At 38.5% G+C, this 12,937-nt stretch carries 8 protein-coding genes and 1 rRNA gene; 3 read left to right on the top strand and 6 right to left on the bottom strand.

The features are described 5' to 3' along the window. Nucleotides 1-14: 14 nt before the first annotated feature. Together JNUCC74_RS01355 and JNUCC74_RS01350 are read right to left on the bottom strand one after the other, a co-directional pair. Nucleotides 15-1,579, bottom strand: a 16S ribosomal RNA gene (locus tag JNUCC74_RS01355). Between the two features lie 1,638 nt (nucleotides 1,580-3,217). Beyond that, nucleotides 3,218-3,442 (bottom strand): hypothetical protein, encoded by a 225-nt coding sequence (locus JNUCC74_RS01350; RefSeq protein ID WP_077319071.1) that lies wholly within the window; start codon nucleotides 3,440-3,442, stop codon nucleotides 3,218-3,220. Between the two features lie 846 nt (nucleotides 3,443-4,288). On the opposite strand from JNUCC74_RS01350, the gene pdaB reads away from it, so the two are divergent. After that, entirely contained in the window at nucleotides 4,289-5,047 is a 759-nt protein-coding gene (gene pdaB / locus JNUCC74_RS01345) for a polysaccharide deacetylase family sporulation protein PdaB (protein WP_454066624.1), read from the top strand. A 120-nt stretch (nucleotides 5,048-5,167) separates the two neighbouring features. Here pdaB and JNUCC74_RS01340 read toward each other — a convergent pair whose 3' ends face one another. Further along, nucleotides 5,168-5,839 carry a KinB-signaling pathway activation protein gene (locus JNUCC74_RS01340; protein WP_454066623.1) on the bottom strand — a complete coding sequence of 224 codons (672 nt, stop codon included), beginning with the start codon at nucleotides 5,837-5,839 and terminating at the stop codon, nucleotides 5,168-5,170. Nucleotides 5,840-5,999: 160 nt separating this feature from the next. Here JNUCC74_RS01340 and gerD point away from each other — a divergent pair, with 160 nt between their 5' ends. Then, nucleotides 6,000-6,677: a spore germination lipoprotein GerD gene (gerD, locus tag JNUCC74_RS01335; protein ID WP_454066622.1), complete on the top strand. Its 678-nt coding sequence runs from the start codon at nucleotides 6,000-6,002 to the stop codon at nucleotides 6,675-6,677. Nucleotides 6,678-6,741: 64 nt separating this feature from the next. Here gerD and JNUCC74_RS01330 read toward each other — a convergent pair whose 3' ends face one another. Beyond that, on the bottom strand, nucleotides 6,742-7,800 hold the full coding sequence (locus JNUCC74_RS01330) for an Mrp/NBP35 family ATP-binding protein (RefSeq protein ID WP_454066621.1): 1,059 nt from the start codon (nucleotides 7,798-7,800) through the stop codon (nucleotides 6,742-6,744). A 1,006-nt stretch (nucleotides 7,801-8,806) separates the two neighbouring features. Then, a complete protein-coding gene (gene cwlD / locus JNUCC74_RS01325) occupies nucleotides 8,807-9,541 on the bottom strand; it encodes an N-acetylmuramoyl-L-alanine amidase CwlD (RefSeq protein ID WP_454066620.1) in 735 nt (244 codons plus the stop codon). Between the two features lie 642 nt (nucleotides 9,542-10,183). Here cwlD and JNUCC74_RS01320 point away from each other — a divergent pair. Then, nucleotides 10,184-10,621 carry a DUF948 domain-containing protein gene (locus JNUCC74_RS01320; protein WP_454066619.1) on the top strand — a complete coding sequence of 146 codons (438 nt, stop codon included), beginning with the start codon at nucleotides 10,184-10,186 and terminating at the stop codon, nucleotides 10,619-10,621. A 739-nt stretch (nucleotides 10,622-11,360) separates the two neighbouring features. Here JNUCC74_RS01320 and JNUCC74_RS01315 read toward each other — a convergent pair. After that, on the bottom strand, nucleotides 11,361-12,614 hold the full coding sequence (locus JNUCC74_RS01315; RefSeq protein ID WP_454066618.1) for an RtcB family protein: 1,254 nt from the start codon (nucleotides 12,612-12,614) through the stop codon (nucleotides 11,361-11,363). Nucleotides 12,615-12,937: the final 323 nt, after the last annotated feature.

Raw genomic sequence — 12,937 nt, 5'->3', positions numbered from 1 at the left:
ATCTTATTCCTTAGAAAGGAGGTGATCCAGCCGCACCTTCCGATACGGCTACCTTGTTACGACTTCACCCCAATCATTGGTCCCACCTTCGGCGGCTGGCTCCTTACGGTTACCTCACCGACTTCGGGTGTTACCAACTCTCGTGGTGTGACGGGCGGTGTGTACAAGACCCGGGAACGTATTCACCGCGGCATGCTGATCCGCGATTACTAGCGATTCCGGCTTCATGCAGGCGAGTTGCAGCCTGCAATCCGAACTGAGAATGGTTTTGTGGGATTTGCTTGGCCTCACGGCTTCGCTGCCCTTTGTTCCATCCATTGTAGCACGTGTGTAGCCCAGGTCATAAGGGGCATGATGATTTGACGTCATCCCCACCTTCCTCCGGTTTGTCACCGGCAGTCACCTTAGAGTGCCCAACTGAATGCTGGCAACTAAGATCAAGGGTTGCGCTCGTTGCGGGACTTAACCCAACATCTCACGACACGAGCTGACGACAACCATGCACCACCTGTCACTCTGTCCCCGAAGGGAACTCCCTATCTCTAGGGCCGTCAGAGGATGTCAAGACCTGGTAAGGTTCTTCGCGTTGCTTCGAATTAAACCACATGCTCCACCGCTTGTGCGGGTCCCCGTCAATTCTTTTGAGTTTCAGCCTTGCGGCCGTACTCCCCAGGCGGAGTGCTTAATGCGTTAACTGCAGCACTAAGGGGCGGAAACCCCCTAACACCTAGCACTCATCGTTTACGGCGTGGACTACCAGGGTATCTAATCCTGTTCGCTACCCACGCTTTCGCACCTCAGCGTCAGTTACAGACCAGAGAGTCGCCTTCGCCACTGGTGTTCCTCCACATCTCTACGCATTTCACCGCTACACGTGGAATTCCACTCTCCTCTTCTGTACTCAAGTCCTCCAGTTTCCAATGGCCCTCCACGGTTAAGCCGTGGGCTTTCACATCAGACTTAAAAGACCGCCTGCGCGCGCTTTACGCCCAATAATTCCGGACAACGCTTGCCCCCTACGTATTACCGCGGCTGCTGGCACGTAGTTAGCCGGGGCTTTCTGGTTAGGTACCGTCAAGGTGCCGCCCTATTTGAACGGCACTTGTTCTTCCCTAACAACAGAGTTTTACGATCCGAAAACCTTCTTCACTCACGCGGCGTTGCTCCGTCAGACTTTCGTCCATTGCGGAAGATTCCCTACTGCTGCCTCCCGTAGGAGTCTGGGCCGTGTCTCAGTCCCAGTGTGGCCGATCACCCTCTCAGGTCGGCTACGCATCGTCGCCTTGGTAGGCTTTTACCCCACCAACTAGCTAATGCGCCGCGGGCCCATCTGTAAGTGACAGCTTGCGCCGCCTTTTAACGTCTCCTTATGCAAGAAAACGTATTATCCGGTATTAGCCCCGGTTTCCCGGAGTTATCCCAGTCTTACAGGCAGGTTGCCCACGTGTTACTCACCCGTCCGCCGCTCGTTCCACATGCGTCACCCCCGAAGGGGTTCTGCTTGCTTCCCGCGCTCGACTTGCATGTATTAGGCACGCCGCCAGCGTTCGTCCTGAGCCAAGATCAAACTCTCCACAGAAAACTCACTTTTGGTATTTGCAAAAGTAAAGTTGCACTTGTGCAAATAAGAAACTGGTTTCTTATTTGCCAAAAAAGTTTGTAATGAAAAACACCGTTCTTCATTATTTCTTAGCTTCTCTCAAGATCTCTCTTGAGTTATTTCTTAGAAAAACAGAGACTGCTTTTCTTGACATACTGGTTGTTTTGTTCAGTTTTCAAAGAGCAATTTTTTATTTTGTCGTTTTTTGCGACAAGATATAATTTATCATGGTTTGAAGTGATTGTCAACAGTTTTTTAAATATTTTTTGCTTTGTTTTCTCCGATTATTGATTGTGTCATTTGTTGACAACAGAAACTAATATAGCATATAAACACATAAATAGCAATAGAAAAAACAAAAAAATTCTTTTGTAAAAGAATCTGTCTAGAAAACTAACATTATATCCATATAACACCGTCAAAAAAGGTTAACAATTTTATTTTTATTTACTAGGAGTAACCGTTTCTGCGCACAGACTTTAAAAGAGAGATAAGCTCGTGACAAAACACATTAATAATAACTCATACTATTTACTTAAATTGTATTTGTATTTCCAAAACAGGGTGATCTTACACCGCTCTCTAGACTTTCCTATCAGATTAAAAGCCCCCTAACACTTTTGGAAGGAAAAAAAGCGTTAAGCGCTTAGGTAGCGCCGTACAAACTGGAGAACTTCTCAAGATAAAGCGAAACGGCATTCAAGAAGAGCTTTTCTCTCTGAAAAAGATGCGAAGTTTATTCAAGAAGCTTTTCTGTCCCGTCGACCTAAAAGATCCGGGAATTTAGGAGCCGTTTCCTGATAAAGTTCAAAAAACAATAAACGATTTTTCAAACGAGGGAAATACGGCTCCTTCCATTCGTCTTAAAAGAAAACACGCCTCTAAAAACAGGGGTATGCCGACTCCTGAGAGGGCAGGCCCGCTTTTCGTCGACCTTCCTTTAGATTCGAACCGATGTTGACTTATTGTAGGGCACAAGAGCGAGACTACAGCTCAAGCTAGACAAATCTACTTTCAAAAACGATACCTCCAAAAAGCAGGTAAAAAGCCGCTCGAATTCTTATGGTTTAGGTCAGATAAAGTTAAATGTACCATCGACATTATGCTACTTTGATTTTCTCAATTTCTTTTTATTTCTTTTGAAAAACGTCCTTTAAGACATGAAGGGATCCTTACTTATAACACAAACTATAATTCATCACTTCATCTAATTAAATATCAACATTATAAATTAGACCCGTTCCTTTATAAGGAGAAACTCTCTTCCGTGAGATTTTTACATAACCCTGTTGATCGGTAGTAGAATAAAGATTAAAATCTCGGAGAGCATCCTTGAAAGAATCACGATGTGTTGCTGTGAAGCTTTTTCCTTTTTCCTTGACAAGCTTCTCTGCCCTGTCCACCGGACCAAACGAATTAGGCATTTGGGTGCCGTTATCTACTACTTATAATTCCTCGTATTTTCTATAACTTTTGAAGCGAAAATATTACAGCACCTTAAATATAAGTTAGAATGTTCATTCCGACTTTTCCCAAAAAAGACATTCTATTCGGTATAGCCAAGCTACCATATAGAATTATTAAAGACTTTTCTTTTCTCCACCAACACAGCTGTCATTATTGGTGATTACCGCTATGTTTTGGCATATATTTTAAGCACTCCCTCTCACTTGCTACTCTACGAAATAATTGAAACAACATTTGGTACCTTTCTCTCATAGCTTCTTTAACTATATTATCAATACGTCGATCTTCTAAATCCATTAATAGTTCCTCTAACTCTCTTCTAATTAAATATTCTAATTCCTTTTGTTCTGTGTCATTGATCAATAAACCTAACAATTATATTCACCGCCTAGAATTTTTATGTAATTATGTTCATTATTAGTTTAGACAAAGGCTATTTTAGAAATAAGAAAAAATTTCCCTACTGGTAAAGTTAACTTCTATTCACTTTTTTCTACGTAACGGACGGGAGCTGGGGATTTAACTTTTCATAAATAGATATAGTAGAAAAAGCTCCTTTTGGTTTAGAGCTTTATTTGAGGTAATGACTATCTTAGATAAAAACAAACATCATATACAACTATTCGCATCTTATAGCGAATTATGTCGGTTTTTAGCGATAAATACTTTCTTTTTTTCTTATACTTAAAAATTCCACTAACTTTCAAGCTTATGAAGCGAGCAAATCATCCAGTTGCCATTGTAAGCTAAAATTTTCTCTCTATAATCAACCTATTAAGATTTTATTCTTCGTAATAAAGCTCCCATCTATTCATACTTTTAAATGATTGTTCTTAATTCATTGCTGATTACATACGTTTTTAATAAGGCTTGTTCAAAAAAGTATTGTCATGCTGCAGAATACCCTACTTAATATTTTATGAACATACATCAGATAAAGAAAATCTTCATTCAGTAGGGCCTTTCCTTCACACCACTACAGATTAGAAAGGAACAGAGGCTAAATCTCGGGAGCCCTTGAAAAAGAAGTACGCTTTTTCTGCTTGTGATGTATCGCTTCGTAGTCTTTCTTGTCCTGTTTCCCTAAATGAAGCGGACATTAGGTACTAATATCTCCACTTAGACTTCGCCGTATTCTCTACAACTCTTGAAGCGAGCGAGAATCTTACAGCACCTTAAATGGGAGATATACCAAGATGGAAGAGGAGGTAGTAAAATAAAATGGAGCACTTCTATGTATGGCGCTTTAACAAATGGAAGCGCTGGGTTACATTACTGATTATCGCTTTTTTTACAGCAACGTTAATTTGGCTTGAAAGAGATGGATCCTTTTCTGTGTTTTCCAATAATGAACCTACTGCAATGACGAAAGGAAATGCAAATGAAAAAAACATCGCTTTAACTTTTAATATTAGCTGGGGAGAAGAACGAGTGCATGATATCCTGAAACAGCTAAAAGAGAAAAATATCCAAGCTACATTTTTTATCAGCGGAGAATGGGCAGAGAGGCATCCGGATATCGTGGAAAAGATTACAGAAAATAAGCATGAATTAGGGATTCTTGGTTATCGCTATAAAAGTTATTTGGAACAAGAAATTGAAACTGTTCAAGCTGATTTACGAAAAGCGCGTGAAGTATTTGATAAAATGGGGTATAAAGAAGTAAAGTTGCTTCGACCTCCTAATGGCCACTTTAATAAAGAAATTATTGAGTTAGCTGAAAATATGGGATATAACGTCATCCATTGGAACGTTAATCCGAACGATTGGAAAAGTCCTGGCACCGAAGCAATCGTTGATCATGTAATGAAAAACACGACAAATGGTGATATTATTTTGCTTCATGCATCTGATTCAGCAAAGCAAACCGCAGTAGCACTAAAAACGGTCTTACCAGGTTTAAAGAACAAAGGTTTTAACTTTGTTCCGATGACAGAATTAATCAACCAAGCACATGCCAATTCAAAACTGGTCGACTAATTCAAAAGTAGTCTATCGTTAACAAAGGGAATACCTTGGTACACATACTTACAAAATATTTACGACATAAATTCGACTACATCTTTTGTTTTTAAATATAAACAAAACGTCGGTAAGAATTCATCTTACCGACGTTTTAACATTTTTGCCACTTTGTTTATTTTTTGTCTGCTTGTTTACAGTTCCGGTAGATTTAGAGTTGGAATTATCACGATTAATTCGATGTAATGCCAATAGTTGGTATGTATTACATGAAAGTAATGGAATAATCATTAACCAAGCATAATCTGTCCCCTCTGTGCGTAAGCCAGGAACCCACTCAATGGTGGTTATGACTACCATTAAAAACAAGGCTGGAATAAACGCTTTCTTATTCGTTTCTTTAGCCTTTAATTTTGCCACGATTAAGCCATAAGTTAAAATTGCTGCTGACATGATGATATACCAATAAATAGCTACCTCAGCTTTCATAGCTTGATACGGAAAATAAACCAAGTCAAAAACAACAAATGCGATTAATAAGACTTGAACAGTTGGCCAAAATGAGCGAAATAAGCTTAACCCAAAACGATTGATAAATAAGTAAGCAAAAAAACCGGTTTGGCTCACTACACTAAATACTAGTCCTAAACCTATGAAAAATAGAATGAGTCCAAATAATTCCATCCAATTAATGGGATTTAGATTCGCTGCATACTCCTCAGCTTTTACAAAAAAGCTGGTGAAAAGGCCTGTAAGTCCGCCAATAAACAAGGTTTTAAAAAAGAAATGCACTAATTTTCGACTATTCAAACCCATTTCCCCCTATATATGTAACATAAGTTGATTGTCTTTGTTTGAAAAAAGTTCCCTCCCTTCCGTATTCTATCATGAAGTAACCGTTTTTTCCTTACAAAACGAATATTTTTTACTTAGTTACTCATATTAAGGAGGAAGGAGGGAGGATTTCCAAATGATCATAAATCGGTTTAAACTAAAGCTTATATTTATCACCGTTATCGTATTAGCTGTCATGCTTATCAGTGGCTGTAACAATGGAAATGCCTCTGACAAAGAAGGAGATTATGATGCAACTAAGAAAATGGTTGTTGATATATTGCAAACAGAAGATGGTAAAAAAGCATTACGTGAAATTATGACAGATGAAAAAATGAAGCAAGAATTAGTTTTGGAATCAGATATTGTAAAAAAATCTATAAACGAAGCACTTGTATCCGACAAGGGGAAACAAATGTGGACTACTTTGTTTCAAGATGTCGATTTTGTAAAAGAATATACAAAATCAATGAAGGAAGAACATATTAAACTGATGAAAAGTTTAATGAATGATGCTGATTATCAAAAACAAATGCTTGAACTATTGCAAAATCCAGAAATGAATGAGCAAATGCTCAAAGTAGTTAAGAGTCAACAGTTCCGCGAACACCTTGAAGAAACGATCCAACAAACATTGGAAACACCACTTTTCCAAGAAAAAATGCAGGAAACCTTGCTTAAAGCAGCAGAAAAACAAGGTAAACAACAACAAGGAAAAGAGGATCAAGAACAGAGTGCCGGCGGCGGTGATGGCGGTGGTGCCGGTGGTGGTAGCGGTGGCGGCGGTGCCGGCGAATCAGGTGGCGGCAGCTAATTACAAATTTATATAAAACAAAAGGGCGCCTCAAATCCAAATTACGGATGAGACACCCTTTTATTTATTTCTCTAATTGGGCAACGATTCTAGCGGCAATTTTATGGTAAGCTTGTCCAATTGGATGATCCTGTTGATACACAGATGGTGCAAATACATCCTCTTCTTCATACGGCTGTTGTAGCGGTAATTGACCAAGTACCTTTGTTTTCAATACTTCCGCGAGCTTTTTTCCACCTCCGCGACCAAATACATACTCCTTCTGACCAGTAAGTTCACTCTCAAAATAAGCCATGTTTTCAACTACACCTAATATTTCATGATTTGTTTTTAACGCCATCTGCCCAGCGCGAGCTGCAACAAATGCCGCGGTAGGATGTGGTGTTGTTACAATTACCTCCTTACAAGATGGAAGTAATTCATGTACATCCATGGCAATATCTCCAGTTCCTGGTGGCAAATCAAGTAATAAGTAGTCCAAGTCTCCCCACTCTACTTCTTTAAAAAAGCTATTTAGCATTTTGCCAAGCATTGGACCACGCCAAATAATCGGCGAATTGTCCTCTACAAAAAAGCCCATAGAAATCACTTTTACTCCAAATCGTTCAACTGGTATGATTTTCTCTCCACGCACTTTAGGACGCTCTTCTATTCCCATCATATCAGGTACACTAAACCCATAAATATCGGCATCAATTATTCCGACCTTTTTCCCTAAACGCATTAAAGAAACGGCTAAATTAACAGTTACTGTGGATTTTCCGACACCGCCTTTTCCACTGGAGACGGCAATAAATTTCGTTTTGGTGCCCCCCCCCATTAGAGCAGCCTCTTGCTTTTGATCAGCAACAGGCTGATACTTCCGAATAATTTCTTCCGGCAACTGTTCAAACCGTAAACCTACTGTTGAAGCACCATTTCTTTTTAGAATTCCAACAACTTCCTGCTGAAGCTGCATCTGTTCAGCAGTATTGGTCTTAGCAATGGCAAGCTTAACACTGACATGTTTTTTCTCTTCCCTTATGGTTACTTCTTTTACGCCCTTCGTTTCTTCAAACGTTATATGTAAAAACGGATCCTTAACAGGGTTAAGCAGTTGGATTACTTCTTCTTTAGTTAGCATTCGAATCACCATCCCTTTGTAAATGCATACAACGTCAGTATAACATAAAATAAAGTGAAACTTCATTCAGTAGGAGTTTTCTTTCATCTCCTACTGAATGTTAGTTGAACGAATCGGGCATTTAGGTGTCGTTTTCTCCCACTTAGACCCTTTTGTATCAACTCAGGTCTTGATGTAGGAGTTTTACGACACCTTACATGCGGGATAAATCATCCATCAGTTTATGAGTTTGCTCCATTATCACCATAAAATTCTTTTAAATGAAAGAAACTAGGATACCACTAAACCTCTGGTATAATGATTCCCTGCTTTAAAATGTTTACTTACTTATATGTGTTCAAATAGGGCGAAGTAACTGAAAAATGAAACTCTTTAAACGGGACTTTTCCTAGAATTCCTACTGATGAGAAATAGAACAAAAGCAGCACTCGGTGCAATGTACAAACTGGAGAGTTTCTGTCAAGATAAAGTGACATTCATTTCTTGGAAGCTTTTCCCAAGAAAAGTTAGTACCGTAAAGGTATGACCTAAGACCTCTGAACCAATCGGGAATGTAGGTGCCGTTTTTCTCAACATGACACAAAATCTTTAACAGATTTTAAAACGAGAAAAATACAGATTCTTACATTCGGGATGAAGGAAACATGCCACTAAAACAGGGGTATGCCGACGCCTGAGCAGCAAGCCGCTTTTAGTCGGCCTTCCTTTAGATTCAAGCCGATTTTTATTGTAGTGGGAAAAGATTTAAGTTTACTAGTCGCTCAATCACATAAGCTAGACAACAGCTACTGACAAAAAAGGTGATGATCTCGGGTAGCTTTTGAAAAATCGATATACCGCTGTCAATATGTTCTTTTATGCTTGAAATACTTTTTCTCAATACATGCTTATTCAAGTAGTTTTCCTTTCCTGTTGTTCCGATCGGATATGCATGAAGTACCGTTAACTTTTTCACTCGAAGACGGCGACCTTAATGCAGCATAAGTTACTATAAGCTAAACACTTCTTAATTCTTCGTTTCTTCATTTTCTACGTCTTCCGTTGCGTAGCGTAAAATCCCTTTGTACACGCTTGCCGCTACTTTTTGCTGATATTTTTCATCTTTTAACAGCTCGCGCTCAGGTTCATTTGATAAAAACCCTATTTCAACTAAAGCCCCTGGCACTTCTGCATGCTTTAATAAATAAACATTATTAATAGCTAATGCTGTCCGGTTGGTATTTTCTAAATTACGAATTAATTCCGCCTGTATCATCTTAGCTAAATGTCTATTTTCATCCTTACGGGGGTTGTAAAATGTTTGTGCTCCCCTCCACTTCGGTGACGGTAACGCATTTAAATGTAAGGTTATAAAAAAATCCGCTTCTTTTTCATGAATAAAAGCCAAGCGATTTCGGATATCCTCCGATTTGCGTTTTGAAAAGCCTTTTGTTTCACTTGAAGCTAAGTCTTTATCCGTTTCCCGCGTCAAGTAAACAAGTGCACCTACTTGTTGTAAATACTTCTGTAGCATTTTAGAAACCTTTAGCGAAATATCCTTTTCCTGTGTATTGTCTTTGCCTACCGCACCTCCATCTGGACCACCATGCCCCGGATCAATGACAATCGTTTTTCCCGATAAAGGTAATGAAAAAGAAGATCCTGACGTACTCGCCTGATTTTCCCTTATTGGCAGCCATATGAGATATACTAATAAAATTGCTCCCGCTATCCAAATAATAATTTGGTAACCTCGTTTCATAGTCTCGTCCCCTTTTAATTATCGTGTTCTAGTTTATGGGACAGGCAATGAAAATATGTCAATAAACAGTTTACTGCTTGTTTACTTTTCATTATTTCGTGGCATATTAACGAGATACATATCTTGTTTTTGTTAAGGTCATTAACTGTTATACAGCGCTTAAGGTTATTAAAAACGACAGCATTCCATAAATTCAGTACTAAAATTGCCCTTTACCATTAAACAATGCTTAAAAAGTAATTCGATTCATCGGAAAAACGGGATAAATGACGAATTCAGGGCAATTCACCTTCGATTATTGAGCTTCTAGTGGTGAAAGGAAGTTTATGGTTGGCTAGTTAAAACGACTGTTTAGCGCCACCCTTTAGAATGATATTAAGAGTATGATTAAGCAAAATTAGGGGATAAATATGTGCGAGAAGTATTTTTTGAACAGTAAATCTAAGCTACATTTACGACGTACTTAAACATCCGTGATATGATTAAAATGTCCTTCCCCGTTCGAAACGTTGCAAATGGAGTAAAGAAAATGTTTGTAAAAAAGCGTTACTTCATAGGCAACCATTTTAGAACTTTTGTAATCCGGTTTTAGTGAGAAGCAAAGAATTTTTACCAAGCTTGAAGAAAGGAGCTTTTTAGCGAATGGATTGGTTAGGAATAGGAGTTACAATTATTGGTATTGCTCTATTTGTACTTGTGATTTTATTAATTAAACCACTTTTAAATTTAGCAGGGGTGTTACGGAACCTACAAAATACGACAAGTAAACTCCCTGAGCAAGTAGAAGAACTTACAGACCAAGCGAAAGATACACTTCATATGGGAAATAAGACACTTCATGAAGTCAACAAGCAAGTAAAGGAATTAACGCCTATTTTCCATATGGTAGGAGATGCGACCCGTGCTGCAAATTCAATCTCAGCATCGATGACAAATGCTATCATGCAAGTTAGAAATTCCAAATCAGAAGGAAATGCATTTACAAGCAAGAATCACTTAGAAGGCATATACGGTCTTGTAACATTAGCATATTTTATTATGCAGTATAATAAAAAGCATAATACCATCGATATGAACTAAACGAATACTTAAAGAAAGCTAGTAATAATTGACCTATGTTAGAGCTTGGCAAGGACACTGGTTGTACATCTACCAAGAATCAACATGTTTACGATGTAACATCAACTTCTACGCTTCTTAACATAACAAAAGCTAGAAGCGCTCGGGTGACGTACAAACGGCAGAACTTCTGACGGGATAGAGTGAAACTTCATTCAATAAGTGCTTTTCTCCATCCAAAAGGAAATCACTTTTCTGCGTACGATGTATCGCTGACGTAGCTTTTCTTGTCCTGTAATTTTCAAACGAATCGGGAATTTAGGAGCCTTTCCTCTCTCATCAAGTTCGTAAAATAGTAAGCGGATTTTTCAAATGACAGAAATACGGTTCCTCACATTCAAGATAAAGAAAACATGCTCTAAAACAGGGTCATACCGACACCTGAGCGAAAAGCCCGCTTTCTAGTCGGCCTTCCTTTGACTCCGAGCCGATGTTGACTATCGTAGGAATAGGAAGAAGGTTTAACTTTGCTAGCAGCATGAAGCGTTTAAGCTAGACGTAGCTAATTTTCAAAAAGTTTATTGCCATGCTGAATCATATATAAATTTTTAGACAACGTAAAAAAGATCAGCCCAAGTAGTTTTAAATGAATGGCTGATCTTTTTATATGAACTATTGATCGACCTAAGCGGAGGGCGTCATAATAATTTATCAATTCGGAAGAAAAGTCTTATGAGATAAAAACCGCAACGTATATTTCTTAATTAGCTTTATAATTATATACAGGCTTGATTACTTTTTCAATCGTAACAGTATCGGCAATTTTATCGATGATTTCTTCTTTCGGTTTATAGACGATTGGCGCTTCATCCATGGTACTTTTTGTGACTGAAGAAGTCCATACATCTTTCATAGACTCCTTAAATTCCTTGAAGCTGACACTTTCTCTAGCCTTCGAGCGACTCATTACCCTTCCTGCTCCATGTGGGCCGGAACAATTCCAATCCGGGTTTCCCTTTCCGGTAGCCAGAATACTACCTTCCTTCATATTTATCGGAATGATTACTTTCTCTCCGATTTGTGCAGAGATAGCACCTTTACGTAATATCTTCGTATCCAAGTCGATATAATTATGTGCTGTTGAGTATATCTCACTCGTTATTTTTCCATCCCAGCCCATATGTTTACATATTTCCTCTAGCATCACCTTTCTGTTTAACCAAGCATAGTGCTGTGTAATTCTCATATCATTCAGATAATCCTCTAGTGCGTCTCCTTGTAAATACGCTATATCCTTGCGTATTTTTTTCGGTATTAATTTCTTAAGTTCTGCACTAATTTCTTCTTCCTTACCTTGTTGTTTAAGTTTCAGAATAAGCTGCTCCCGTTTTAGGGCAATATCTGTCAGTTGTTGGTATGCTAGGTTTTGATAATAAGAAGCAATTTGATTTCCTAAGTTACGGGAACCAGAATGAACGACTAGTGCAACCTTTCCTGGCTCTACTTCATTTAACTCCAAAAAATGGTTACCACCACCAAGAGTACCTAAACTTTTTTTAATCCGATCTACCTTTCTTAAAGGAGCACGAATACTATTAAAATCATCAAACACATTTACAGCAGGGTGTACGCGCCCTCTTACTTTTTGTCCACTTGGGATCATCTTACGAATTACATCATCTAGCATTTCATAAGGTATGTCATTTTTATCTACATTAATAAACGTATAGCTTAAACCACAACCTATGTCGACGCCAACTAAATTGGGAACTACTTTGTCTGTAATGGTCATCGTTGTGCCAATCACACACCCTATACCTTGATGCACGTCTGGCATGATTCGTATTTTACTCCCCTTAGCAAATTCTTGGTTACAAATATCATTTACTTGCTGAAGTGCTCCTTCTTCAATATTATCAGTAAAGATTTTTGCACTACTATAGCTCCCCTGTATTTCGATAAAATTTTTCAATGCTATCCTCCTACACCATGAAGTAATATCTGTTATAGTCATCGCCCTCACCTTCTGAAAAAATCATTTTAGATTATTCGGCCGTATGACTGACGTTTTCTAAGAGTACAATTGAACTTCTTTTCCTAGCAAAAGTAATAACCGCTAATATCTGTAATACATAATAGATCGATTAACATTAAATGAATATTCTAACATTTTAATAACGGCTTTATAAAGCTTCATCCCATTCACAAATCTTTTTTCCTAAACATAGGAGTCTCACAGAACCTTAATATGCCGTGATAATTTTTTGCATAAATTAGAAAAGGCAACCTATTTGAAGTAGATCTCTAAATAAGCCACCTATTTCTTTCATTAATATC

Source organism: Cerasibacillus sp. JNUCC 74 (assembly GCF_053667775.1).
This window is presented reverse-complemented; position numbering and strand designations above follow the sequence as displayed.

What these genes read in the sequence shown, in the direction of transcription:
- pdaB (WP_454066624.1), top strand. Translation starts at nt 4,289, where the DNA reads ATGGAGCACTTCTATGTATGGCGCTTTAACAAATGGAAGCGCTGGGTT.
- gerD (WP_454066622.1), top strand. Translation starts at nt 6,000, where the DNA reads ATGATCATAAATCGGTTTAAACTAAAGCTTATATTTATCACCGTTATC.
- JNUCC74_RS01330 (WP_454066621.1), bottom strand. Translation starts at nt 7,800, where the DNA reads ATGCTAACTAAAGAAGAAGTAATCCAACTGCTTAACCCTGTTAAGGAT.
- cwlD (WP_454066620.1), bottom strand. Translation starts at nt 9,541, where the DNA reads ATGAAACGAGGTTACCAAATTATTATTTGGATAGCGGGAGCAATTTTA.
- JNUCC74_RS01320 (WP_454066619.1), top strand. Translation starts at nt 10,184, where the DNA reads ATGGATTGGTTAGGAATAGGAGTTACAATTATTGGTATTGCTCTATTT.
- JNUCC74_RS01315 (WP_454066618.1), bottom strand. Translation starts at nt 12,614, where the DNA reads ATGACTATAACAGATATTACTTCATGGTGTAGGAGGATAGCATTGAAA.